Below are 24,151 nucleotides of genomic sequence, written 5' to 3' on the forward strand. Positions count from 1 at the left end.
CCCCCCGGTGACCACCTCCGTGAACCCGCCCCTGGAGATCCCCGCGCTCACCGACGCCGAGGAACTCACCTGCGACGTCCTCGTCATCGGCGGCGGCACCGCCGGCACCATGGCCGCCCTGACCGCCGCCGAGCACGGCGCGAACGTACTGCTGCTGGAGAAGGCCCACGTCCGGCACTCCGGCGCCCTCGCCATGGGCATGGACGGCGTCAACAACGCGGTCATCCCCGGCCGCGCCGAACCCGACGACTACGTCGCCGAGATCACCCGCGCCAACGACGGCATCGTCGACCAGTCCACCGTCCGCCAGACCGCCACCCGCGGCTTCGGCATGGTGCAGCGGCTGGAGTCGTACGGCGTGAAGTTCGAGAAGGACGAGCACGGCGACTACGCGGTCCGCCAGGTCCACCGCTCCGGCTCCTACGTGCTGCCGATGCCGGAGGGCAAGGACGTCAAGAAGGTCCTGTACCGGCAGCTGCGGCGGCGCGAGATGCGCGAGCGGATCCGCATCGAGAACCGGGTGATGCCGGTGCGGGTGCTGACGGCTCCCGAGGACGGGCGTGCGGTGGGCGCGGTCGGCTTCAACACGCGTACCGGCGCGTTCGTCACGGTCCGCGCGGGCGCGGTGATCCTGGCGACCGGCGCCTGCGGCCGCCTGGGCCTGCCCGCCTCCGGCTACCTGTACGGCACGTACGAGAACCCGACCAACGCGGGCGACGGCTACGCCATGGCCTACCACGCGGGCGCCGAGCTCACCGGTATCGAGTGCTTCCAGATCAATCCGCTGATCAAGGACTACAACGGCCCCGCCTGCGCCTACGTCGCCAACCCCTTCGGCGGCTACCAGGTCAACCGGCACGGCGAACGCTTCGTCGACTCCGACTACTGGTCCGGCCAGATGATGGCCGAGTTCGCGGCGGAGGTCGCGTCCGACCGGGGCCCGGTGTACCTGAAGCTGAGCCACCTGCCCGAGGAGTCCATCTCGTCCCTGGAGTCGATCCTGCACTCCACGGAACGGCCCACCCGAGGGACCTTCCACGAGGGCCGCGGTCACGACTACCGCACCCATGACATCGAGATGCACATCTCCGAGATCGGTCTGTGCGGCGGCCACTCGGCCTCCGGCGTCCGCGTCGACGACCACGCCCGGACGACCGTCCCCCGCCTCTACGCCGCCGGCGACCTGGCCTGCGTCCCGCACAACTACATGATCGGCGCCTTCGTCTTCGGCGACCTCGCGGGCGCGGACGCCTCCCAGTACGCGCCGTACGAAGGGCAGTTGCCGCTCGACCAGCTCCGCGAGGCGCACGAACTGATCTACCGCCCGCTGCGCAACCCGGACGGCCCGCCGCAGCCCCAGGTCGAGTACAAGCTGCGCCGCTTCGTGAACGACTACGTGGCCCCGCCGAAGTCCGGCGCCCGTCTCTCGCTGGCCCTGGAGTCCTTCGAGCGAATGCGGGAGGACATCGCCGCGATGGGCGCCCAGACCCCGCACGAGCTGATGCGCTGCGCCGAGGTCTCCTTCATCCGCGACTGCGCCGAGATGGCCGCGCGCGCGTCCCTGGCCCGCACGGAGTCCCGCTGGGGTCTCTACCACGACCGTCTCGACCACCCCCATCGCGACGACGCCTCCTGGTTCCACCACCTCGACCTGCACAAGTCCCCCTTGGGTGCGATGGAGTTCACGGCCCGTCCCGTGGCTCCCTATCTGGTTCCGATCGACGAGTTCGCCCCGGTCGGCGGCCCCTCCCGGCACATCGGCGAGGTGCACGCCGAGGAGGTGGCGACGGCGGGGGCGCGTGAGCTGGCCCCGGTCGCCGCCGGGCGGCCCGGTGCCACAGACAGCACCGCTGACCAACCCGGTACCGGCACCGTGACGGACGCCCCGGTCCCCCTCTCCCCTGTCTCACCCCGTCTGCTCGGCCTCCTCGCCCTCGCCGAGCAGGAACCCGAACTGGCCGCCCTGCGGACCTACTTGTCCGACCCCGACCCCGCCGTGCGCCGTACGGCCGTCAGCGTCCTGACGGAGACCGCACCGCCGGGGACCGGTCCGGTGCTCGCGGAGTCCCTCAGCGACCAGGACCCCGGGGTCCGGGCCGCCGCGGCCGCGTCGCTGCGCGAACTCGTCGAGACGCTGCCGCCCGAACCCGCCCTCCGCGAGGGGCTCGCCGCCGCGCTGGCCGAGTCCGACCCGGTCGTCCGCGCCGCCGCCCTGGACGTCCTGCGGGCCCTGCGCCTCGGTGACACGGAGCTCTTCGCCGGGGCCCTCGCCGACGCGGACATCGCCGTCCGCATCGAGGCCGTCCGCGCCCTCGTCTCCGTGGACGCCGCCGGGGAACTCGCCCGCGCGGCCGCCGGCGACCCGTCCCGCGAGGTCCGCGTGACGATCGCCAAGGCGCTGGCGACGGTGTCGGCGGAACGCCCGCTGGACGTCACCCTCGACGCCCTGAGCCGTCTCACCGAGGACCCCGACGCCCTGGTCCGGGGGGCCGCTTACGGAGCACTGGGCACCACCGGCTGCCCCGCGCCCCTCGCCGCCCGCGCCGTCACCGCCCTGTCGGCCTCCGCCTGGCAGGTCCGGTCGGGTGCCGCGACGGCGCTGTCCGCCGCCGACCCGGAGGTGGCCGTCCCCGCCCTCGCCAAGGCCCTGGCCGACCCGAACGCCGATGTCCGCAAGGCGGCCGTCCTCGCCCTGACCCGGCACTCGGCCACCGAGGACGCCCGCGCGGCCCTGGCCACGGCGACGACGGACTCGGACGCGGACGTCAGGGCGTACGCGACACGCGCCTTGTGAGGTGAGGTAGGACGCGGGGCACGTGCCGCCTCGTCACGCGGCGCGAGGCCGCGCGCCCTGACCCCGTACCCCTCGCCGGAGCCCGGCGGCGGCTATATCCAGTCGTCCTCGGGCTCCGGGTCCGCGTCCATCTCGGGCCAGTGATCCTCGCCGGGATCCGCGGCGGGACCCGCCCCCGGGTGCGCGTCGCCGGCCTGGCTCGGGATCTTCGCGGCCGCACCGACGTCGGCCAACCCGGCGAGTACCTCGATCACGCCCTCCCCGTATGTCACGAGCTTCTTCTCACCGACCCCGCCGACGCTCCCGAGCTGCGCCACGGACATGGGCCACACCGTGACGATCTCCCTGAGCGTGGCGTCGTGGAAGATGACGTACGCCGGGACGCCCTGCTCACGGGCCTGCTCGGCGCGCCAGGCCCGCAACGCCTCGAACGCCGGCACCAGTGCCTCGGGCAGCTCGGCCACCGCGGCCTTGGCCTTGCCCCGCCCGGACGAGGACGAGGAGCCCGACTTGGCGGCGACCGGCTTCTTGGGCTCCTTGCGCAGCGGCACCTCGCGCTCCCGCCGCAGCACCGCGCCGCTCGCCTCGGTCAGTACCAGCGTGCCGTAGTCCCCCTCGACCGCGAGCAGCCCCTGGGCCAGCAACTGCCGTACGACACCTCGCCATTCGCCCTCGGAGAGCTCCTCGCCGATGCCGAACACGGACAGCTGGTCGTGGTCGAACTGGATGACCTTGGCGGTGCGCTTGCCGAGCAGGATGTCGACGATCTGCACCGCCCCGAACTTCTGCCCCCGCTCCCGCTGGAGCCGCACGATCGTCGACAGCACCTTCTGGGCCGCGACCGTGCCGTCCCAGGTCTCGGGCGGGGTGAGGCAGGTGTCGCAGTTGCCGCAGCCCGTGGGCTCCGGTTCCTGGCCGAAGTAGTTCAGGAGCTGGCTGCGCCTGCACTGCGCGGTCTCGCACAGCGCGAGCATCGACTCCAGGTGGGCGGCGGCCCGGCGCCGGAACGCCTCGTCGCCCTCGCTCGACTGGATCATCTTGCGCTGCTGTATGACGTCGTTGAGGCCGTAGGCCATCCAGGCCGTGGACGGCAGTCCGTCCCGCCCCGCGCGGCCCGTCTCCTGGTAGTAGCCCTCGACCGACTTGGGCAGGTCGAGGTGGGCCACGAAGCGGACGTCCGGCTTGTCGATACCCATGCCGAAGGCGATGGTCGCCACCACCACCAGGCCGTCCTCGCGCAGGAAGCGGGACTGGTGGGCGGCGCGGGTGCCGGCGTCCAGGCCCGCGTGGTACGGGACCGCCTCGATGCCGTTGCGGGAGAGGAACTCGGCCGTGGCCTCCACCGACTTGCGGGAGAGGCAGTACACGATGCCCGCGTCGCCCGCGTGCTCCTCGCGCAGGAACGCGAGCAGCTGCTTCTTGGGGTCGGCCTTGGGGATGATCCGGTACTGGATGTTGGGACGGTCGAAGCTCGCCACGAAGTGCCGGGCCGTCGGCATGTTCAGCCGCTGGGTGATCTCCTCGTGCGTGGCACGGGTGGCCGTCGCGGTGAGCGCGATCCGCGGGACGTCGGGCCAGCGCTGGCCGAGCACCGACAGCGTCAGATAGTCGGGGCGGAAGTCGTGGCCCCACTGCGAGACGCAGTGCGCCTCGTCGATGGCGAAGACGGCGATCTTGCCGCGGGAGAGGAGATCCTGGGTGGCGTCGAGGCGCAGCCGCTCCGGTGCCAGGTAGAGCAGGTCAAGCTCGCCGGCCAGGAACTCGGCCTCCACCACGCGGCGCTCGTCGAAGTCCTGCGTGGAGTTCATGAAGCCGGCGCGCACGCCGAGCGCCCTGAGCGCGTCCACCTGGTCCTGCATCAGCGCGATGAGCGGTGAGACGACGATGCCCGCGCCGGGTCTGACCAGGGACGGAATCTGGTAGCACAGCGACTTGCCGGCGCCGGTCGGCATGAGGACGACGGCGTCCCCGCCGGCCACCACATGCTCGATGACCTCCCCCTGCTCGCCGCGGAAGGCGTCATATCCGAAGACCCGGTGCAGCGTGGCCAGTGCCTCGCTGTCGCTCGCGTCCGGTGTCCCGGTGATCCCTGGCATCTCGCTGATACCGCCCATCCCGCCCATAGTCCCGTCCCCCGTACGTCGTCCCTCGACCACTGCCTCCACGATAGGGGTCGGCACCGACAGCGTCGGAGTTATCCACAGGCCGGACCGGTGACGGTCCGTGCTCATTCGATCGGCCGATGTCACATGGCGCTGTCGTTCGAGCCGGGACACGCTGCTGGGGCGGGCTGTGAGACCCGTCCTCCCCACGGACGCGCCTCGCAGCGCCCCTGTCCCACCTCAAGCGCCTCAAGCGCCTCAAGGAGAACGACCATGGCCCCTCGGCCCCTGAAGGCAGTGCTCACCGTCGCGGCAGCGGCGGCGTTGTCACTGACCGCCGTCCCCGCCCAGGCAGCCGACCCGGACCCGCTCGTCTGGACCGAGCTGGCCAAGACGTACGGGGCCACCGGCCTCTACGCGTATGAGCCCTACGCGGTCGCCGACGGCTTCACCCCCACGTCCTGTGTGCCCGGCGTGGGCTACCGCTACGTCAACGAGGAGAACGTCGGGGCGACCGACCCCGAGACGCCCGCGGCGCTCCTCTACGAGGACAGCCCGTACGGGCGCAGGCTCGTCGCGGTGGAGTGGACCGTGAAGGCCGAGTCGGGTGTCGCCACCCCGACGATGTTCGGTCAGACGTTCCAGGATCCGGCCGGCCTGCCGGACCTGGGCTCCAGCTACACCCTGCACGCCTGGCTCTACAAGACGAACCCCAGCGGTCTCTTCAACTCCACGCACCCCGATGTGACGTGCTCCACGGACCAGGACCTCAGCCCGGACCTGGACCTGAACTTGGACATCTGACCGTACGCAACGGGCCCCGGCTCCCCCGAAGGGAACCGGGGCCCGCCCCGTACGTACCGCAGGTCAGCGCACGAACACTCCCGCCTGGTTCGCCAGGTCCAGGAAGTACTGCGGCGCGACACCGAGGACCAGGGTGACCGCCACCCCGACCCCGATCGCCGTCATGGTCAGCGGCGAGGGCACGGCGACCGTCGGTCCCTCCGGGCGCGGCTCGCTGAAGAACATCAGCACGATCACGCGGATGTAGAAGAACGCGGCGATGGCCGACGAGATCACACCGACCACGACGAGCGGCGCCGCGCCGCCCTCCGCCGCCGCCTTGAACACGGCGAACTTCCCGGCGAAGCCGGAGGTCAGCGGGATACCGGCGAAGGCCAGCAGGAACACCGCGAACACGGCGGCCACCAGCGGCGAACGACGGCCCAGACCCGCCCACTTGGACAGGTGCGTCGCCTCACCACCGGCGTCGCGCACCAGCGTGACCACCGCGAACGCGCCGATCGTCACGAACGAGTACGCGGCCAGATAGAAGAGGACCGACGACACTCCGTCCGGTGTGGTCGCGATGACACCGGCGAGGATGAACCCGGCGTGCGCGATCGACGAGTACGCAAGGAGCCGCTTGATGTCGGTCTGCGTGATCGCGACGATCGCACCGCCGAGCATGGTGACGATCGCGACGGCCCACATGACCGGCCGCCAGTCCCAGCGCAGGCCCGGCAGGACGACGTAGAGGATCCTGAGCAGCGCGCCGAAGGCGGCCACCTTGGTCGCCGCCGCCATGAAACCGGTGACCGGCGTCGGCGCACCCTGGTAGACGTCCGGGGTCCACATGTGGAACGGGACCGCGCCCACCTTGAACAGCAGCCCCATGACGATCATCGCGGCGCCGATCAGCAGCAGCGCGTCGTTGCCCATGGTGTCGGCGAGCGCCGGGTCCACGGTGCCGATCGTGCCGTCGACGACCTTCGCGATGGTGCCGTACGACACCGAGCCCGCGTAGCCGTACAGCAGCGCGATGCCGAACAGGGTGAACGCGGAGGCGAACGAGCCCAGCAGGAAGTACTTGACCGCGGCCTCCTGCGACATGAGCCGCTTGCGGCGGGCCAGCGCGCACAGCAGGTACAGCGGGAGCGAGAACACCTCCAGGGCCACGAACAGCGTCAGCAGGTCGTTGGCGGCCGGGAAGATCAGCATGCCGGCGACGGCGAAGAGCAGCAGCGGGAACACCTCGGTGGTGGTGAACCCGGCCTTCACGGCCGCCTTCTCGCTGTCGCTGCCCGGCACGGAGGCGGCCTGCGCGGCGAAGGAGTCGACGCGGTTGCCGTGTGTCTCGGGGTCGAGCCGGCGCTCGGCGAAGGTGAACAGACCGACCAGGGAGGCCAGCAGGATCGTGCCCTGGAGGAACAGGGCCGGTCCGTCGACGGCGATCGCGCCCATGGCGGCGATGCCCGCCTTGGTGGTGCCGTATCCGTCGGCGGCCAGTGCGACGACCGCCGCGAAGGCGGCACACAGCGCTACGACGGACACGAACAGCTGGGCGTAGTAACGGGACTTGCGCGGGACGAAGGCCTCGACCAGCACTCCGATGATCGCCGCGCCCAAGATGATCAGGGTGGGCGACAATTGCCCGTATTCGATCTTCGGCGCGTCGATCTTCGAGATCGGGTCGGCCGCGTTTGTCCACAGGCTGTGGACGGCTGTCGCAGTCACTTGGCCGCCTCCACCTCGGGCTTGGGGTCCTTCTTGTGTACGTCGGACATGGTCGACTTCACCGCCGGGTTCACGATGTCCGTGACGGGCTTCGGATAGACGCCCAGGAAGATCAGCAGGACGACCAGCGGAGCCACGACCACGAGCTCACGCGCGCGCAGGTCGGGCATCGCGGAGACCTCCGGCTTGACCGGGCCCGTCATCGTCCGCTGGTAGAGGACGAGGGTGTAGAGCGCGGCGAGCACGATGCCGAAGGTCGCGATGATGCCGATCACCGGGTAACGCGCGAACGTGCCGACCAGGACCAGGAACTCGCTCACGAAGGGGGCGAGCCCGGGCAGGGACAGGGTCGCGAGACCGCCGATCAGGAAGGTGCCGGCGAGCACCGGGGCGACCTTCTGGACACCGCCGTAGTCGGCGATGAGCCGCGAGCCGCGCCGCGAGATCAGGAAGCCGGCCACCAGCATCAGCGCGGCCGTCGAGATCCCGTGGTTGACCATGTAGAGCGTCGCGCCGGACTGGCCCTGGCTGGTCATCGCGAAGATGCCCATGATGATGAAGCCGAAGTGCGAGATCGACGCGTACGCCACCAGCCGCTTGATGTCCCGCTGGCCGACCGCGAGCAGCGCCCCGTAGATGATGCTGATCACCGCCAGGACGAGGATCACGGGCGTCGCCCACTTGCTGGCCTCCGGGAAGAGCTGGAGGCAGAAGCGGAGCATCGCGAAGGTGCCCACCTTGTCGACGACCGCCGTGATGAGCACGGCGACCGGAGCGGTGGCCTCCCCCATCGCGTTGGGCAGCCAGGTGTGCAGCGGCCACAGGGGCGCCTTCACCGCGAAGGCGAAGAAGAACCCGAGGAACAGCCAGCGTTCGGTATTGGTCGCCATGTCGAGCGAACCGTTGGCCCGTGCTTCGGCGATCGCCTGGAGGCTGAAGTTCCCGGCGACCACGTAGAGGCCGATCACCGCGGCCAGCATGATCAGACCGCCGACCAGGTTGTAGAGCAGGAATTTGACCGCGGCGTACGAGCGTTGGGCCGCCGCCTTCTCGTCGGAGCCCGCGTGGGCACGGTCCCCGAAGCCGCCGATGAGGAAGTACATCGGGATGAGCATGGCTTCGAAGAAGATGTAGAACAGGAAGACGTCGGTGGCCTCGAAGGAGATGATCACCATCGCCTCGACGGCCAGGATCAGGGCGAAGAAGCCCTGCGTCGGCCGCCACCGCCTGTTTCCGGTCTCCAGCGGGTCGGCGTCGTGCCAGCCCGCGAGGATGATGAACGGGATCAGCAGCGCGGTCAGCGCGAGAAGCGCCACCCCGATGCCGTCCACGCCCACTTCGTACCGGACCCCGAAGTCCGCGATCCAGGCGTGCGATTCGGTGAGCTGGTAGCGGGCACCGTCCGGGTCGAAGCGGACCAGGACGGCGATCGCGAGGGCGAGTGTGGCCAGCGAGACGAGCAGCGCCAGCCACTTGGCCGCGGTGCGCCGTGCGGCCGGCACGGCGGCCGTGGCGATGGCCCCGATCGCCGGGATCACCGCCGTCGCTGTCAGGAGAGGAAAGGACATCGGTATCAGACCGCCCTCATCAGCAGGGTCGCGGCGACGAGGATCGCCGCGCCGCCGAACATCGAGACCGCGTACGACCGCGCGTAGCCGTTCTGCAGCTTGCGCATCCGCCCGGAGAGGCCGCCGACCGAGGCCGCCGTGCCGTTGACCACGCCGTCGACCAGGGTGTGGTCGACGTAGACCAGGGAGCGAGTGAGGTGCTCTCCGCCGCGGACCAGGACGACGTGGTTGAAGTCGTCCTGGAGCAGGTCGCGCCGGGCGGCCCGGGTGAGCAGCGACCCGCGCGGGGCGACGACCGGGACGGGTTTGCGGCCGTACTGGGCCCAGGCGAGGGCGACGCCGATCAGCAGGCACACCATGGTCGCGCCGGTGACGGTGGCCGCGCTGAGCGGGGAGTCGCCCTCGCTGTGCCCGGTAACCGGCTCCAGCCAGTGCAGGAAGCGGTCGCCGATGCTGAAGAAGCCGCCCGCGAAGACCGATCCGAAGGCCAGCACGATCATCGGGATCGTCATGGACTTGGGGGACTCGTGCGGGTGGGGCTCAGCGTGCTCACCGTGGTGCTCGGCGGCGGGCTCCGCGCTCGGGGCCTCCGGGGAGCGGGTGGGCTGGTTCTTCCAGCGCTCCTCTCCGAAGAACGTCATCAGCATCACGCGCGTCATGTAGAAGGCGGTGATGGCCGCGCCCAACAGGGCCGCGCCGCCGAGGATCCAGCCCTCGGTGCCACCCTTGGCGAAGGCCGCCTCGATGATCTTGTCCTTGGAGAAGAAGCCGGACAGGCCCGGGAAGCCGATGATGGCCAGGTAGCCGAGGCCGAAGGTGACGAAGGTGATCGGCATGTACTTGCGCAGGCCGCCGTACTTGCGCATGTCGACCTCGTCGTTCATGCCGTGCATGACCGAGCCGGCGCCGAGGAAGAGGCCGGCCTTGAAGAAGCCGTGCGTCACCAGGTGCATGATCGCGAAGACGTAGCCGATGGGGCCGAGGCCCGCGGCGAGGACCATGTAGCCGATCTGCGACATCGTCGAGCCCGCGAGGGCCTTCTTGATGTCGTCCTTCGCGCAACCGACGATCGCACCGAACAGGAGCGTGACGGCACCGACGACGGTGACGACCAGCTGGGCGTCGGGAGCGAGGTTGAAGATGTTGGCGGAGCGGACGATCAGGTAGACGCCCGCGGTCACCATGGTCGCCGCGTGGATGAGGGCCGAGACCGGGGTCGGGCCCTCCATCGCGTCCCCGAGCCAGGACTGCAGCGGCACCTGGGCGGACTTGCCGCAGGCAGCGAGCAGCAGCATCAGGGCGATGCCGGTGAGCGTGGCCTCGGAGGCGCCCTCGACGAGCCCGGGCTTCTCGTGGCTGCCGAGGACCGGACCGAAGGCGAAGGTGCCGAACGTCGTGAACATCAGCATGATCGCGATCGACAGGCCCATGTCGCCGACGCGGTTGACCAGGAAGGCCTTCTTCGCCGCGGTGGCCGCGCTGGGCTTGTGCTGCCAGAAACCGATCAGCAGGTAGGAGGCGAGACCGACGCCCTCCCAGCCGACGTACAGCAGCAGGTAGTTGTCGGCGAGGACGAGCAGCAGCATCGCCGCGAGGAACAGGTTCAGATAGCCGAAGAAGCGGCGGCGCCGCTCGTCGTGCTCCATGTACCCGATCGAGTACAGGTGGATCAGCGAGCCGACGCCCGTGATCAGCAGCACGAACGTCATCGACAGCTGGTCGAGGCGGAAGGCGACGTCCGCCTGGAAGCCCTCGACCGGCACCCAGCTGAACAGGTGCTGGGTGAGCGTGCGGTGCTCGGCGTCCTTGCCGAGCAGGTCGGCGAAGAGGATGGCGCCGAACACGAAGGAGGCGCCGGCGAGGATCGTGCCGATCCAGTGGCCGACGGCGTCCAGCCGCCGGCCGCCGGTGAGCAGGACCGCCGCTCCGAGCAGAGGCGCCGCAATCAGCAGCGCGATCAGATTCTCCACGATTCAGCGACCCCTTACAGCTTCATCAGGCTGGCGTCGTCGACCGAGGCCGAGTGGCGGGAACGGAACAGCGACACGATGATCGCGAGCCCGACCACGACCTCCGCGGCGGCGACGACCATCGTGAAGAAGGCGATGATCTGGCCGTCGAGGTTGCCGTGCATCCGGGAGAAGGCGACGAACGCGAGGTTGCAGGCGTTGAGCATGAGCTCGATGCACATGAACACGACGATGGCGTTGCGCCTGATCAGCACGCCGGTGGCGCCGATCGTGAACAACAGGGCGGCGAGGTAGAGGTAGTTGACGGGGTTCACTTCGACGCCTCCCTCTTGAAGGTGGCCGGTTCGATCCCGGTCCGCTCCAGGCGTTCCTCCGCGCGCTGCTCGAGCGCCTTGAGGTCGTTGAGCGCCTCGGCGGAGACGTCCCTGATCTGGCCGCGGTCGCGCAGTGTCTTGCTGACCGTGAGCTCGGACGGGGTGCCGTCGGGCAGCAGGCCCGCAATGTCCACCGCGTTGTGCCGGGCGTAGACGCCGGGGGCGGGCAGCGGCGGCACGTGCTTGCCCTCGCGGACGCGCTTCTCGGCCATCTCGCGCTGGGTCAGGGCGCGCTCGGTGCGCTCGCGGTGGGTGAGCACCATGGCGCCGACGGCGGCCGTGATCAGCAGGGCGCCGGTGATTTCGAAGGCGAAGACGTACTTGGTGAAGATGAGGGTCGCCAGGCCCTCCACATTGCCGCCCGCGTTGGCCTGGGTGAGGCCGTTGAACTGCTTGAGGGAGGCGTTGCCGATGCCGGCGAACAGCAGGATGCCGAAGCCGAGCCCGCACAGCAGGGCCAGCCAGCGCTGGCCCTTGATGGTCTCCGTGAGGGAGTCCGCCGCGGTCACGCCGACGAGCATCACCACGAACAGGAACAGCATCATGATCGCGCCGGTGTAGACGACGATCTGGACGACGCCGAGGAAGTAGGCGCCGTTGGCGAGGTAGAACACCGCCAGGATGATCATGGTGCCGGCGAGGCAGAGCGCGCTGTGCACGGCCTTCTTCATGAAGACGGTGCACAGGGCGCCGATCACGGCGACGGTGCCGAGGACCCAGAACTGGAAGGCCTCACCGGTGGAGGTACCGGCGGCCAGCGTGGTGGTGGCGAGCTGGAGAGGTGCGGTCATCGCCCGATCACCTCCTCCGACGCCGGCTCGTCCTCGCCGAAGGTGGAGTCGGCCTCCTGGACCACCTCGCCCTTGGAGACGGCGACCTGGGGCACGGTGCCGGGTGCGGCCTCGGTGACCAGGCCCCGGTAGTAGTCCTGCTCGTCCATGCCGGGGTAGATGGCGTGGGGCGAGTCGACCATGTTCTCTTCGAGGCCGGCGAGCAGCTGTTCCTTGGTGTAGATGAGGTTGGCGCGGCTGGAGTCGGCCAGCTCGAACTCGTTGGTCATCGTCAGCGCGCGCGTGGGGCACGCCTCGATGCACAGCCCGCACAGGATGCAGCGGGCGTAGTTGATCTGATAGACGCGGCCGTACCGCTCGCCCGGCGAGTAGCGCTCCTCTTCGGTGTTGTCGGCGCCCTCCACATAGATGGCGTCGGCGGGGCAGGCCCAGGCGCACAGCTCGCAGCCGACGCACTTCTCCAGGCCGTCCGGATGGCGGTTGAGCTGGTGCCGTCCGTGGAACCGCGGAGCGGTGGTCTTCTTCTGCTCCGGGTACTGCTCGGTCAGCCGCTTCTTGAACATGGCCTTGAAGGTCACACCGAAGCCGGCCACGGGGTTCATGAAGCCAGGCTTCAACTGCTCGGTCTCCTTCGGCTCCTCAGCCATCGGACGCCTCCTTTCCATCCGTAGAACCACTCAGCGGTCCGTCACTCTGAGTATCGGGCCCGCCACTGACAATCAGCTCCCGCTCCTGGCGCGAGCGGCGCCTGGGCACCGGCGGCAACTCCTGTCCGGGCAGCGGCGGGACGGGGAATCCGCCCGCCATCGGGTCGAATCCGGCCGGCTGTTCGGCGGGCTGCGCGGCCGCCTTCGACTTCTCGCGGAACAGGTCGGCGACGAAGGAGAGCAGCAGCAGGACCAGGACTCCGCCGCCCACGTAGAGGGCGATGTCGGCGAAGTCGTAGTTCTCGTTGCGCAGGGTCCGCACGGTCGCGACGAGCATCAGCCACACCACGGAGACCGGGATGAGGACCTTCCAGCCGAGCTTCATCAGCTGGTCGTAGCGGACCCGGGGGAGCGTGCCGCGCAGCCAGATGAAGAAGAACAGCAGCAGCTGCACCTTGATCACGAACCAGAGGAGCGGCCACCAGCCGTGGTTGGCGCCCTCCCAGAAGGTGCTGATGGGCCAGGGGGCCCGCCAGCCGCCGAGGAAGAGCGTGGTCGTCACGGCCGAGACCGTCACCATGTTCACGTACTCGGCGAGCATGAACAGCGCGAACTTGATCGACGAGTACTCGGTGTTGAAGCCGCCGACCAGGTCGCCCTCGGACTCCGGCATGTCGAAGGGGGCGCGGTTGGTCTCGCCGACCATGGTGATGACGTAGATGATGAAGGAGACCGGGAGCAGGACGATGTACCAGCGGTCCTGCTGCGCCTCGACGATCGCCGAGGTGGACATCGACCCGGAGTAGAGGAACACCGAGGCGAAGGCGGCGCCCATGGCGATCTCGTACGAGATCATCTGCGCGCATGAGCGCAGACCGCCGAGCAGCGGATACGTCGACCCGGAGCTCCAGCCCGCCAGGACGATGCCGTAGATGCCGACCGAGGCGACCGCGAGGATGTAGAGCATCGCGATCGGCAGGTCGGTGAGCTGCATCGCCGTGCGGTGGCCGAAGATCGAGACCTCGTTGTCCGACGGGCCGAAGGGGATCACCGCGATCGCCATGAAGGCCGGGATGGCCGCGACGATCGGCGCGAGGATGTACACCACCTTGTCCGCGCGCTTGACGATGACGTCTTCCTTCAGCATCAGCTTGATGCCGTCGGCGAGCGACTGGAGCATGCCCCAGGGGCCGTGCCGGTTGGGGCCGATGCGCAGCTGCATCCAGGCCACGACCTTGCGCTCCCACACGATGGAGAACAGCACGGTCAGCATCAGGAAGGCGAAGCAGAAGACGGCCTTGACGACGACGAGCCACCAGGGGTCGGTGCCGAACATCGAGAGGTCTTCCGCAGCGAGGTACGGGCTCATGCCTCCACCTCCTTGGGAGCTTCGGCCGCGAGCGTCGCCGGGCCGATGCGGACGAGGGAGCCGGGACGCACCCCGGCGTCGGTGGCGACGCCCCGGCCCGTGGAGTTCAGCGGGAGCCAGACCACGCGGTCGGGCATCTCGGTGATCTGCAGCGGCAGTTCGACGACTCCGGTCTTGCCGGTCACGGCGAGGAGGTCGCCCTCCTTGACGCCCACCTCGGCGGCCGTCGCGGCCGACACACGCGCGCGTGCCGCGTGCCGGGTCCCGGCGAGCGCCTCGTCGCCCTGCTGGAGGAGACCCTGATCGAGCAGCAGCCGGTGTCCGGCCAGGACGGCCTCGCCGGCGGCCGGCCGCGGCAACTGGGCCGCGGTCCCGAAGGATTCGGTGCCGCGCGGTCCGTCCCAGGGGCCGAGCCGGTCGATCTCCGCGCGCGCGGTGCGCAGATCCGGCAGGCCCAGGTGGATGTCCATGGCGTCGGCCAGCATCTGCAGCACTCGTGCGTCGGTGGGCGCGAGGTGGCGGGTCATCTGGTCGGGCTTGAGGGCGGCCTCGAAGAAGCGCACCCTGCCCTCCCAGTTGAGGAAGGTGCCGGCCTTCTCGGCGACCGCGGCCACCGGCAGGACGACGTCTGCGTGCTCGGTGACCTCACCGGGCCGCAGTTCCAGCGACACCACGAACCCGACCTCCTGGAGCGCTTCACGCGCGCGTGCCGGATCGGGCAGGTCCGCGATCTCGACGCCCGCGACCACCAGGGCCTGGAGTTCGCCGGACAGCGCGGCCTCGACGATCTGACCGGTGTCCCGGCCGTAGCGGTGCGGGAGTTCGGCCACTCCCCAGACCGAGGCAACCTCCTCACGCGCGCGTGGGTCGGTGGCCGGACGCCCGCCCGGCAGCAGCGACGGCAGCGCGCCCGCCTCGACGGCACCGCGCTCTCCGGCCCGCCGCGGGATCCACACCAGCTGCGCGCCGGTCGCGGAGGCGGCCCGTACGGCGGCGGTCAGTCCGCCCTCCGCGGCGGCCAGCCGCTCGCCGACGACGATCACCGCGCCCGCGGTGCGCAGCGCCTCGGCGGCCCTGCTGCCGTCACCCTCCAGACCGGCTCCGCCGGCCAGCGCGTCCAGCCACTCGGTCTCGGTGCCGGGGGCGGCGGGCAGCAGCGTGCCGCCCGCCTTCTCCAGGCCGCGCGTGGCGTACGTGGCGAGCGAGAAGACCTTCTGGCCGTGCTTGCGCCAGGCCTTGCGCAGCCTCAGGAAGACGCCGGGCGCCTCCTCCTCGGCCTCGAACCCGACCAGCAGGACCGCCGGTGCCTTCTCCAGGGCGGAGTACGTGACGCCCGTACCGTCGAGGTCACGGCCGCGGCCCGCGACCCGCGCGGCCAGGAAGTCGGCCTCCTCGCTGCTGTGCACGCGTGCGCGGAAGTCGATGTCGTTGGTGTCGAGGGCCACGCGCGCGAACTTGCTGTACGCGTAGGCGTCCTCGATGGTGAGGCGGCCGCCGGTAAGGACACCGGCCCGGCCGCGGGACGCGAGCAGCCCCTGGGCCGCGATCTGGAGCGCCTCCGGCCAGGACGCCGGCACCAGCTCGCCCTCGGGGTTGCGCACCAGCGGGTGCTCCAGCCGGTCCCGCTGCTGCGTGTACCGGAAGGCGAAGCGCCCCTTGTCGCAGATCCACTCCTCGTTGACCTCGGGATCGTCGGCCGCGAGCTTGCGCATGATCTTGCCGCGCCGGTGGTCGGTGCGGGTGGCGCAGCCGCCGGAGCAGTGCTCGCACACGCTCGGGGAGGACACGAGATCGAAGGGGCGGGAGCGGAATCGGTACGCCGCCGAGGTGAGCGCGCCGACCGGGCAGATCTGGATGGTGTTGCCGGAGAAGTACGACTCGAAGGGGTCGCCCTCGCCGGTGCCGACCTGCTGGAGCGCGCCCCGCTCGATCAGTTCGATCATGGGGTCGCCCGCGACCTGGTTGGAGAAGCGGGTGCAGCGGGCGCACAGCACGCACCGCTCACGGTCGAGCAGCACCTGGGTGGAGATGGGGACGGGCTTCTCGTAGGTCCGCTTCTTGCCCTCGAAGCGGGATTCGGCCTGGCCGTGGGACATCGCCTGATTCTGCAGGGGGCACTCGCCGCCCTTGTCGCAGACCGGGCAGTCCAGCGGGTGGTTGATGAGGAGGAGCTCCATCACACCGTGCTGGGCCTTCTCGGCGACCGGCGAGGTGAGGTGGGTCTTCACCACCATCCCGTCGGTGCAGGTGATGGTGCAGGAGGCCATCGGCTTTCGCTGGCCCTCGACCTCGACGATGCACTGGCGGCAGGCGCCGGCCGGGTCGAGGAGGGGGTGGTCGCAGAACCGGGGGATCTCGATGCCGAGCTGTTCGGCGGCCCGGATGACCAGGGTGCCCTTGGGCACGCTGATCTCCACGCCGTCGATGGTCAGCGAGACGAGATCCTCCGGCGGGACCGCCGCCTCTCCCCCGCCCGAGGAGCGTTGGCCCGCGGCGGAGCCGCTAGCAGACTGCTGTACGGTCATGCGTTCACCTCCGTGCGGGAGTCGGCCCAGACCGTGGACTTGGCCGGGTCGAAGGGGCAGCCGCGGCCCGTGATGTGCTGTTCGTACTCCTCGCGGAAGTACTTGAGCGAGGAGAAGATCGGCGAGGCGGCGCCGTCGCCGAGCGCGCAGAACGACTTGCCGTTGATGTTGTCGGCGATGTCGTTGAGCTTGTCGAGGTCGGACATCACGCCCTTGCCGGCCTCGATGTCGCGCAGCAACTGCACCAGCCAGTACGTGCCTTCACGGCACGGGGTGCACTTGCCGCAGGACTCGTGGGCGTAGAACTCGGTCCAGCGGGTGACGGCGCGCACGACGCAGGTCGTCTCGTCGAAGCACTGCAGGGCCTTGGTGCCGAGCATCGAGCCGGCCGCGCCGACGCCCTCGTAGTCGAGGGGGACGTCGAGGTGTTCGTCGGTGAACATCGGTGTCGAGGAGCCGCCCGGCGTCCAGAACTTCAGCCGGTGGCCCGGCCGCATGCCGCCGCTCATCTCCAGGAGCTGGCGCAGGGTGACGCCGAGCGGGGCCTCGTACTGGCCGGGGCTGGCGACGTGGCCGCTGAGCGAGTAGAGCGTGAAGCCCGGGGACTTCTCGCTGCCCATCGACCTGAACCAGTCTTTCCCCCTTTGGAGAATCGCGGGAACCGACGCGATCGACTCCACGTTGTTCACAACAGTCGGGCAGGCGTAGAGGCCTGCGACCGCAGGGAAGGGGGGACGGAGCCGCGGTTGACCACGGCGGCCTTCGAGCGAGTCGAGCAGTGCGGTCTCCTCACCGCAGATGTACGCGCCGGCGCCCGCGTGCACGGTGATGTCGAGATCGAGTCCGCTGCCCAGGATGTTCTGTCCGAGGTAGCCGGCCGCGTAGGCCTCGCTCACGGCCGAGTGCAACCGCCGCAGTACGGGGACGACTTCACCCCGCAGATAGATGAAGGCATGCGAAGACCTGATGGCGTAACACGCGATGATCATGCCCTCGATGAGGCTGTGCGGGTTCGCGAAGAGGAGCGGGATGTCCTTGCACGTCCCGGGCTCCGACTCGTCGGCGTTGACAACTAGATAGTGCGGCTTTCCATCTCCCTGCGGAATGAACTGCCATTTCATTCCGGTGGGGAAGCCGGCGCCGCCGCGGCCGCGCAGCCCGGAGTCCTTGACGTACGCGATCAGGTCGTCCGGTGACATCGCGAGCGCCTTGCGGAGTCCCTCGTAGCCCTCGTGCCTCTTGTAGACGTCCAGCGTCCAGGACTTGTCCTCGTCCCAGAAGGCCGACAGCACGGGTGCGAGCAGCTTCTCGGGGCTGGTGTCCTTCAGTTCGGGTGCCAAGGTCATCACTCCCCCTCCTCGGCGGCGGGCCCGGCCGGGTGGGCCGGGTCGGAGGCCGACGTGTCCTGTGGCGCGTCATGTGAGCTCAGGTGCTCCGACGGGGACGGCTCGTGGGCGCCCCGGTCCTGCGGTGCGCCGTCGCGGCCCTGCGATGCTCCTTCGCGCGGATGGACCACGCGCGCGGGTGCGGCCTCTCCCTTGGCCAGGCGGAGGCCCACCAGCGACGCGGGTCCGGCCCCGCCGCTTGCCTCGACGGCTCCTGGCCGCTCGTCGGGGAAGCCGGCGAGGATCCGCGCGGTCTCCTTGAAGGTGCACAGCGGCGCCCCGCGCGTGGGCTCGACCGGACGCCCCGCCCGCAGGTCGTCGACGAGCCGCTTGGCGGTGGCCGGGGTCTGGTTGTCGAAGAACTCCCAGTTGACCATCACGACCGGCGCGAAGTCGCAGGCCGCGTTGCACTCGATGTGCTCCAGGGTGACCTTGCCGTCGTCGGTGGTCTCGCCGTTGCCGACGCCCAGGTGCTCCTGGAGCTCCGAGAAGATCTCGTCGCCGCCCATCACCGCGCACAGGGTGTTGGTGCAGACCCCCACCTGGTAGTCGCCCGAGGGCTTGCGCCGGTACATGGTGTAGAAGGTGGCCACCGCCGTGACCTCGGCCGTGGTCAGCTCCAGCACGTCCGCGCAGAACTGCATCCCGGTGCGCGTGACGTGGCCCTCCTCCGCCTGCACGAGATGCAGCAACGGCAGGAGCGCCGAGCGGGAGTCCGGGTAGCGGGCGATGATCTCGCGCGCGTCCGTCTCCAGCCGGGCTCGGACGTCGTCCGGGTAAGCGGGTGCGGGCAGTTCGGGCATGCCCAGGCTGACGCCCCGCTCGGAAGAACTGGTGGTCACCGGTCGACGCCTCCCATCACGGGGTCGATGGACGCGACAGCGACGATGACGTCGGCGACCTGGCCGCCCTCGCACATCGCCGCCATGGCCTGAAGGTTGGTGAAGGACGGGTCGCGGAAGTGGACCCGGAAGGGGCGGGTGCCGCCGTCGGACACGGCGTGCACCCCGAGTTCGCCCTTGGGCGACTCGACGGCCGCGTAGGCCTGTCCCGGCGGGACGCGGAAGCCCTCGGTGACCAGCTTGAAGTGGTGGATCAGCGCCTCCATGGAGGTGCCCATGATCTTCTTGATGTGGTCGAGGGAGTTGCCGAGCCCGTCGGGGCCCAGGGCGAGCTGGGCGGGCCAGGCGATCTTCTTGTCGGCGACCATGACCGGGCCGGGCTGGAGCCGGTCCAGGCACTGCTCGATGATCCCGAGCGACTGGCGCATCTCCTCGAGCCGGATCAGGAAGCGGCCGTAGGAGTCACAGGTGTCGGCGGTCGGGATGTCGAACTCGTAGGTCTCGTAGCCGCAGTAGGGCTGTGCCTTGCGCAGGTCGTGCGGCAGGCCGGTGGAGCGCAGGATGGGTCCGGTGGCGCCGAGGGCCATGCAGCCCGCCAGGTCCAGATAGCCGACGTCCTGCATACGGGCCTTGAAGATGGGGTTCCCGGTGGCGAGCTTGTCGTACTCCGGGAGGTTCTTCTTCATCTTCTTCACGAACTCGCGGATGTGGTCCACCGCGCCGGGCGGCAGGTCCTGCGCGAGTCCGCCGGGGCGGATGTACGCGTGGTTCATCCGAAGGCCCGTGATGAGCTCGTAGATGTCGAGAATCATTTCACGATCACGGAATCCGTAGATCATGATCGTGGTGGCACCGAGTTCCATGCCGCCGGTGGCGATGCAGACCAGGTGCGAGGAGAGCCGGTTCAGCTCCATCAGGAGCACCCGGATGATCGTGGCCCGGTCGGTGATCTGGTCCTCGATGCCGAGGAGTTTCTCGACGGCGAGGCAGTAGGCGGTCTCGTTGAAGAAGGACGTCAGGTAGTCCATGCGCGTCACGAACGTGGTGCCCTGGGTCCACGTGCGGAACTCGAGGTTCTTCTCGATGCCGGTGTGCAGGTAGCCGATGCCGCAGCGGGCCTCGGTGACCGTCTCGCCGTCGATCTCCAGGATCAGGCGGAGCACCCCGTGGGTGGAGGGGTGCTGGGGCCCCATGTTGACGACGATGCGTTCGTCGTCGGCCTTGGCCGCGCTCTGGACGACCTCGTCCCAGTCGCCACCGGTGACCGTGTAGACGGTGCCCTCGGTGGTCTCGCGCGGAGTGGCGTGCTGTGTGCTCATGAGTACGACCTCCGCTGGTCCGGAGCCGGGATCTGGGCGCCCTTGTACTCGACGGGGATGCCGCCGAGGGGATAGTCCTTGCGCTGCGGGTGGCCCTGCCAGTCGTCCGGCATCATGATCCGCGTCAGGGCCGGGTGGCCGTCGAAGACGATCCCGAAGAAGTCGTAGGTCTCGCGCTCGTGCCAGTCGTTGGTCGGATACACCGAGACCAGGGACGGGATGCGCGGGTCGGCGTCCGGCGCGCTGACCTCCAGGCGGATCAGCCGGTTGTGGGTGATCGAGCGCAGGTGGTAGACGGCGTGCAGCTCGCGGCCCTTGTCGTGCAGGTAGTGGACCCCGCTGACGCCGGTGCAGAGCTCGAAGCGCAGGGCCGGGTCGTCGCGCAGGGTGCGGGCGACGCGCAGCAGGTGCTCGCGCTCGATGTGGAAGGTGATCTCGCCGCGGTCGACGACCGTCCTCTCGATCGCGTTGCCGGGGAGCAGTCCCTGCTCCTCCAGGGCGCCTTCGAGTTCGTCGGCGACCTCGTCGAACCAGCCGCCGTAGGGGCGGGTCGCCGGCCCGGGCAGGCGGATCGAGCGGACCAGGCCGCCGTAGCCGGAGGTGTCGCCGCCGTTGTCGGCGCCGAACATGCCGCGCTGGACGCGGATCTCCTCACCGCCGTCACCGCGCTGGCCGGGGAGGTTGGAGGCGGCGAGGTCCTTCTCCGGGTTCACCCCTTCCCCGGACCTGTTGACGCCGTTGGCGCCATTCGCGTCGCTCACCGCAGCAGCCCCTTCATCTCGATCGTGGGCAGGGCCTTGAGCGCCGCCTCTTCCGCCTCGCGGGCAGCCTCCTCGGCGTTCACGCCGAGCTTGGAGGACTGGATCTTCTGGTGGAGCTTGAGAATCGCGTCCATCAGCATCTCCGGCCGTGGCGGGCAGCCGGGCAGATAGATGTCGACCGGGACGATGTGGTCGACGCCCTGCACGATCGCGTAGTTGTTGAACATGCCGCCCGAGGAGGCGCAGACCCCCATGGAGATGACCCACTTGGGGTTCGGCATCTGGTCGTAGACCTGCCTGAGCACCGGCGCCATCTTCTGACTGACCCGGCCGGCGACGATCATGAGGTCCGCCTGGCGGGGTGAGCCGCGGAAGACCTCCATGCCGAAGCGGGCCAGGTCGTAGCGTCCGGCGCCGGTGGTCATCATCTCGATGGCACAGCAGGCCAGGCCGAAGGTCGCCGGGAAGACGGACGACTTGCGCACCCAGCCCGCGGCCTGCTCGACGGTGGTCAGCAGGAAGCCGCTCGGCAGCTTTTCTTCGAGTCCCATGAGTTAAAGGCCCCTCAGTCCCATTCCAGGCCGCCGCGCCGCCATACGTACGCGTACGCGACGAAGACGGTGAGCACGAAGAGCAGCATCTCCACGAGCCCGAAAACACCCAGGGCGTCGAAGGTGACGGCCCAGGGGTAGAGGAAGACGATCTCGATGTCGAAGACGATGAAGAGCATCGCCGTCAGGTAGTACTTGATGGGGAAGCGCCCGCCGCCGGCCGGCGTGGGGGTCGGCTCGATCCCGCACTCGTAGGCCTCGAGCTTGGCCCGGTTGTACCGCTTCGGACCGATCAGCGTGGCCATGACCACGGAGAAGATCGCAAAGCCTGCCCCGAGGGCTCCCAGTACGAGGATGGGCGCATAAGCGTTCACCGCTCCTCGCTCCTCTCAGTCGGCACTGACTGCTGGCGATGGCATCGGACTCACACCCGACTCATACGTCCCTCCGACCTCCGTCCGTCTCAACGAAGATCGCGAACATGTGAAGCAGGTCACAAGCCCAACTGACCCGCATCTTATGCCTGCCGGTCTGTGATCTGCGACACGGGGTATTGCACAAGCTTTGTGATCTCCACCACCAGACGAAGGATCATGAAGTCGGATCAGCGGTGATCTTCATACGAGAAGCGTCCGAGTGATCACCAGAGGTGACATTTGCGCTCGTCGGCGCAGGTGGGGAGAGGCGTCTCCATATCAAGAGACTTCCGCTGCATGCAAATTGGCGCTGGACGGGGCCGCTTGCTAGGGGACCGCGTTCACACATCAGAGGGAGGCGCGAGGACGGGTGTGGACGCGTGCACACATTCACGAGCACCGATCCGCTCCGGACGCAGCGTCCGCCGTAACCGTTGCGTGACCTCCGCCACATGCATGAGAGATCCATAAGAAGGGGGCTTGGCCATCGGCCCCAACGGATGGTAGCCGCGGGGCAATTCGGACGTAACAGCGAAAGTCCATGATCACGGCCATGATCACCAGAGTCCGCAATGTCCGTTACGGCGTCAATAAAGAGCGGCACACCAGGTATTCGGGCCGCCGATTGAACAACTGTGGCGCAGCACACGTTTCTTGAAGGTATGGAGGAGCCCCTGATACCAGTTGGTCTCATGTCCCACACCGCTCACATACGCAGCCACCGGAAACCCCGCCGCAGCGCGACGACTTCGATCGCCGTGCGCGCCGGAGTCGCCGGTGGTGTGCTCAGCATGGCAGCGGCGGGCGCGTCGGCTTCGGCGTTCGCCGCCGAGTCGACGACGCAGACCCTCGAACTGCCCACCCTGTCGGCCGACCTGGGCAGCCAGGTCGCCGAGTCCGCCGACGCGATGCAGCAGGCTGCCGCCAACTACCAGCTGCAGGCCGAGCGTGACGCGGCCGCCGCAAAGGCCGCGAAGCAGGCCAAGGCGGACCTCGCGGAGGCCAAGAAGAAGGCGGAGGCCAAGAAGAAGGCCGAGGAGGCTCGCAGGGCCGCCGCTGAGGAGGCCGCCTCGCGCAGCTCCCAGCGGGCCACCCTGTCCGCCTCGGCGAGCGCCAGCGTCTCCACGAGCTCGTCCACGGCCACCGGTTCGGCCGCGGCCGTCATCGCCTTCGTGAAGGCACAGGTGGGTGACGCCTACGTCTCCGGCGGCACCGGCCCCAACTCCTGGGACTGCTCCGGCCTCGTGCAGGCGGCGTTCAGCCAGGTCGGCATCGACCTGCCGCGCGTCTCGCAGGACCAGTCGACCGCGGGCACCCAGGTCTCGCTGAGCAACCTCCAGCCGGGCGACATCCTGTACTGGGGCGGCGCGGGCAGCGCGTACCACGTGGCGGTGTACGTCGGTGACGGCATGTTCGTCGGCGCGCAGAACCCCTCGACGGGTGTCGCCGAGAAGCCCATGTCCTACGACCCGCCGACCGGAGCGGTGCGGGTTCTCTGACCCGGTGACAGCTTGGTAGGGCCGCAGCCGCTCGGGGGCTGCGGCCCTACTGGCTTCTGTGACCTCACGGTCCCTGACGGAAACCCCGGTCTCCATCTCCCCCACCAGGAACCGTCCGTGGGCAAGGCCGGGGCGAGGAGGTGCTGCGCTGGCCGTGCCGCGACGGGAGCGAGTTCGGGCCCGATCTCGCCGCGAACCAAGTCGGCGTCGGTCTGCGGCTCTTCGTGTACGACTGCCCGGACGACGACGGAGTCCGACATGTCGGGCACATCGTCAACCCGGTGCTCGACCCGCTGGAGCCAGCCGGGCGCAGGCTGCTCGAGGACAGCGAGGGGTGCCTGTCGGTGCCGGGTGCCGTCATGGACGTACCGCGTCCGGACCGGGCCCTGGTGCGCGGGTTCGACCGGGACGGCGGGCCGCTCGTGATCGAGGGGGCCGGGTATGTCGCGCGCTGCCTGGTGCACGAGACCGACCATGTGAACGGGCGCGTGTATCAGGACCGGCTGTCCACGCGGGAGCGCGAACAGGCGCTGCGGCAGATGGCGGACCGGCGGGACGAGGTGTTCGCCCGCCGGGCGGCCGACGTCGAGGCGCTGAGCGGCGCTCAGGGCACGCTCAGCGCCTGAGGGAGTGGACCAGCGCCCACACCGACACCGCGATGAGGATGACGAACACGGGCAGCGCGATCCCTACGTCCATGCCTCCACGGTGCTCCCCTCAA

General features: G+C 69.5%; 18 protein-coding genes and 1 pseudogene. 4 read left to right on the forward strand and 15 right to left on the reverse strand.

Annotation, left to right across the window (positions count from 1 at the left end):
- The first annotated feature begins 7 nt into the window (after positions 1-7).
- Positions 8-2,794, forward strand: a complete 2,787-nt coding sequence (locus ACZ39I_RS31795) for a fumarate reductase/succinate dehydrogenase flavoprotein subunit (RefSeq protein WP_467248375.1) — start codon at positions 8-10, stop codon at positions 2,792-2,794.
- Positions 2,795-2,886: 92 nt separating this feature from the next.
- Here the strand turns inward: ACZ39I_RS31795 and recQ are convergent, their stop codons facing one another.
- The gene (recQ, locus tag ACZ39I_RS31800; RefSeq protein WP_467248504.1) at positions 2,887-4,917 is read right to left on the reverse strand and encodes a DNA helicase RecQ; all 2,031 of its coding nucleotides are present in this window, start codon (positions 4,915-4,917) and stop codon (positions 2,887-2,889) included.
- Between the two features lie 252 nt (positions 4,918-5,169).
- Between recQ and ACZ39I_RS31805 the strand changes: the two genes are divergently transcribed.
- Complete coding sequence (locus ACZ39I_RS31805; protein WP_467248377.1) at positions 5,170-5,700, forward strand: hypothetical protein; 531 nt, start codon at positions 5,170-5,172, stop codon at positions 5,698-5,700.
- Positions 5,701-5,763: 63 nt separating this feature from the next.
- Here ACZ39I_RS31805 and nuoN read toward each other — a convergent pair whose 3' ends face one another.
- The 14 genes from nuoN to ACZ39I_RS31875 are packed head-to-tail and all read right to left on the reverse strand — an operon-like array spanning position 5,764 to position 21,889.
- On the reverse strand, positions 5,764-7,413 hold the full coding sequence (nuoN, locus tag ACZ39I_RS31810) for an NADH-quinone oxidoreductase subunit NuoN (protein WP_467248379.1): 1,650 nt from the start codon (positions 7,411-7,413) through the stop codon (positions 5,764-5,766).
- Positions 7,410-8,981 carry an NADH-quinone oxidoreductase subunit M gene (locus ACZ39I_RS31815; RefSeq protein WP_467248381.1) on the reverse strand — a complete coding sequence of 524 codons (1,572 nt, stop codon included), beginning with the start codon at positions 8,979-8,981 and terminating at the stop codon, positions 7,410-7,412. The genes nuoN and ACZ39I_RS31815 overlap by 4 nt, the downstream gene beginning before the upstream one ends.
- Positions 8,982-8,986: 5 nt before the next feature.
- Positions 8,987-10,951, reverse strand: coding sequence for an NADH-quinone oxidoreductase subunit L (gene nuoL / locus ACZ39I_RS31820; protein ID WP_467248382.1), 1,965 nt, complete (start codon positions 10,949-10,951; stop codon positions 8,987-8,989).
- Positions 10,952-10,965: 14 nt separating this feature from the next.
- Positions 10,966-11,265, reverse strand: a complete 300-nt coding sequence (gene nuoK, locus ACZ39I_RS31825) for an NADH-quinone oxidoreductase subunit NuoK (RefSeq protein WP_003974374.1) — start codon at positions 11,263-11,265, stop codon at positions 10,966-10,968.
- Positions 11,262-12,116: an NADH-quinone oxidoreductase subunit J gene (locus ACZ39I_RS31830; protein ID WP_467248383.1), complete on the reverse strand. Its 855-nt coding sequence runs from the start codon at positions 12,114-12,116 to the stop codon at positions 11,262-11,264. The genes nuoK and ACZ39I_RS31830 overlap by 4 nt, the downstream gene beginning before the upstream one ends.
- Positions 12,113-12,763, reverse strand: coding sequence for an NADH-quinone oxidoreductase subunit NuoI (gene nuoI / locus ACZ39I_RS31835; RefSeq protein WP_467248384.1), 651 nt, complete (start codon positions 12,761-12,763; stop codon positions 12,113-12,115). The genes ACZ39I_RS31830 and nuoI overlap by 4 nt, the downstream gene beginning before the upstream one ends.
- Positions 12,756-14,132 carry an NADH-quinone oxidoreductase subunit NuoH gene (nuoH, locus tag ACZ39I_RS31840; RefSeq protein WP_467248385.1) on the reverse strand — a complete coding sequence of 459 codons (1,377 nt, stop codon included), beginning with the start codon at positions 14,130-14,132 and terminating at the stop codon, positions 12,756-12,758. Before nuoH ends, nuoI begins: the two co-directional genes overlap by 8 nt.
- A complete protein-coding gene (locus ACZ39I_RS31845) occupies positions 14,129-16,657 on the reverse strand; it encodes an NADH-quinone oxidoreductase subunit G (protein ID WP_467248386.1) in 2,529 nt (842 codons plus the stop codon). Before ACZ39I_RS31845 ends, nuoH begins: the two co-directional genes overlap by 4 nt.
- Entirely contained in the window at positions 16,654-18,003 is a 1,350-nt protein-coding gene (nuoF, locus tag ACZ39I_RS31850) for an NADH-quinone oxidoreductase subunit NuoF (RefSeq protein WP_352390680.1), read from the reverse strand. Before nuoF ends, ACZ39I_RS31845 begins: the two co-directional genes overlap by 4 nt.
- Complete coding sequence (gene nuoE / locus ACZ39I_RS31855; RefSeq protein ID WP_467248388.1) at positions 18,003-18,884, reverse strand: NADH-quinone oxidoreductase subunit NuoE; 882 nt, start codon at positions 18,882-18,884, stop codon at positions 18,003-18,005. Before nuoE ends, nuoF begins: the two co-directional genes overlap by 1 nt.
- Entirely contained in the window at positions 18,881-20,203 is a 1,323-nt protein-coding gene (locus ACZ39I_RS31860; RefSeq protein WP_352390682.1) for an NADH-quinone oxidoreductase subunit D, read from the reverse strand. The genes nuoE and ACZ39I_RS31860 overlap by 4 nt, the downstream gene beginning before the upstream one ends.
- Positions 20,200-20,964, reverse strand: coding sequence for an NADH-quinone oxidoreductase subunit C (locus ACZ39I_RS31865; RefSeq protein WP_467248389.1), 765 nt, complete (start codon positions 20,962-20,964; stop codon positions 20,200-20,202). Before ACZ39I_RS31865 ends, ACZ39I_RS31860 begins: the two co-directional genes overlap by 4 nt.
- Positions 20,961-21,515, reverse strand: a complete 555-nt coding sequence (locus ACZ39I_RS31870; protein ID WP_018528252.1) for a NuoB/complex I 20 kDa subunit family protein — start codon at positions 21,513-21,515, stop codon at positions 20,961-20,963. The genes ACZ39I_RS31865 and ACZ39I_RS31870 overlap by 4 nt, the downstream gene beginning before the upstream one ends.
- A 14-nt stretch (positions 21,516-21,529) precedes the next feature.
- A complete protein-coding gene (locus ACZ39I_RS31875; protein WP_007383963.1) occupies positions 21,530-21,889 on the reverse strand; it encodes an NADH-quinone oxidoreductase subunit A in 360 nt (119 codons plus the stop codon).
- 734 nt (positions 21,890-22,623) lie between these two features.
- Between ACZ39I_RS31875 and ACZ39I_RS31880 the strand changes: the two genes are divergently transcribed.
- Both ACZ39I_RS31880 and ACZ39I_RS31885 read left to right on the forward strand, forming a co-directional pair.
- The gene (locus ACZ39I_RS31880) at positions 22,624-23,430 is read left to right on the forward strand and encodes a C40 family peptidase (RefSeq protein ID WP_467248390.1); all 807 of its coding nucleotides are present in this window, start codon (positions 22,624-22,626) and stop codon (positions 23,428-23,430) included.
- Between the two features lie 80 nt (positions 23,431-23,510).
- A pseudogene (locus tag ACZ39I_RS31885) lies at positions 23,511-24,056 on the forward strand (peptide deformylase); the annotation flags it as partial.
- Between the last annotated feature and the right edge of the window lie 95 nt (positions 24,057-24,151).

The sequence above is a fragment of the Streptomyces sp. NPDC024687 genome, from assembly GCF_055559055.1.

Coding starts and splice junctions, on each gene's coding strand:
- nuoI (WP_467248384.1), bottom strand. CDS start 12,763: ATGGCTGAGGAGCCGAAGGAGACCGAGCAGTTGAAGCCTGGCTTCATG.
- ACZ39I_RS31815 (WP_467248381.1), bottom strand. CDS start 8,981: ATGTCCTTTCCTCTCCTGACAGCGACGGCGGTGATCCCGGCGATCGGG.
- nuoF (WP_352390680.1), bottom strand. CDS start 18,003: ATGACCTTGGCACCCGAACTGAAGGACACCAGCCCCGAGAAGCTGCTC.
- ACZ39I_RS31860 (WP_352390682.1), bottom strand. CDS start 20,203: ATGAGCACACAGCACGCCACTCCGCGCGAGACCACCGAGGGCACCGTC.
- nuoH (WP_467248385.1), bottom strand. CDS start 14,132: ATGAGCCCGTACCTCGCTGCGGAAGACCTCTCGATGTTCGGCACCGAC.
- ACZ39I_RS31880 (WP_467248390.1), top strand. CDS start 22,624: ATGTCCCACACCGCTCACATACGCAGCCACCGGAAACCCCGCCGCAGC.
- recQ (WP_467248504.1), bottom strand. CDS start 4,917: ATGGGCGGGATGGGCGGTATCAGCGAGATGCCAGGGATCACCGGGACA.
- ACZ39I_RS31870 (WP_018528252.1), bottom strand. CDS start 21,515: ATGGGACTCGAAGAAAAGCTGCCGAGCGGCTTCCTGCTGACCACCGTC.
- ACZ39I_RS31830 (WP_467248383.1), bottom strand. CDS start 12,116: ATGACCGCACCTCTCCAGCTCGCCACCACCACGCTGGCCGCCGGTACC.
- ACZ39I_RS31845 (WP_467248386.1), bottom strand. CDS start 16,657: ATGACCGTACAGCAGTCTGCTAGCGGCTCCGCCGCGGGCCAACGCTCC.
- ACZ39I_RS31805 (WP_467248377.1), top strand. CDS start 5,170: ATGGCCCCTCGGCCCCTGAAGGCAGTGCTCACCGTCGCGGCAGCGGCG.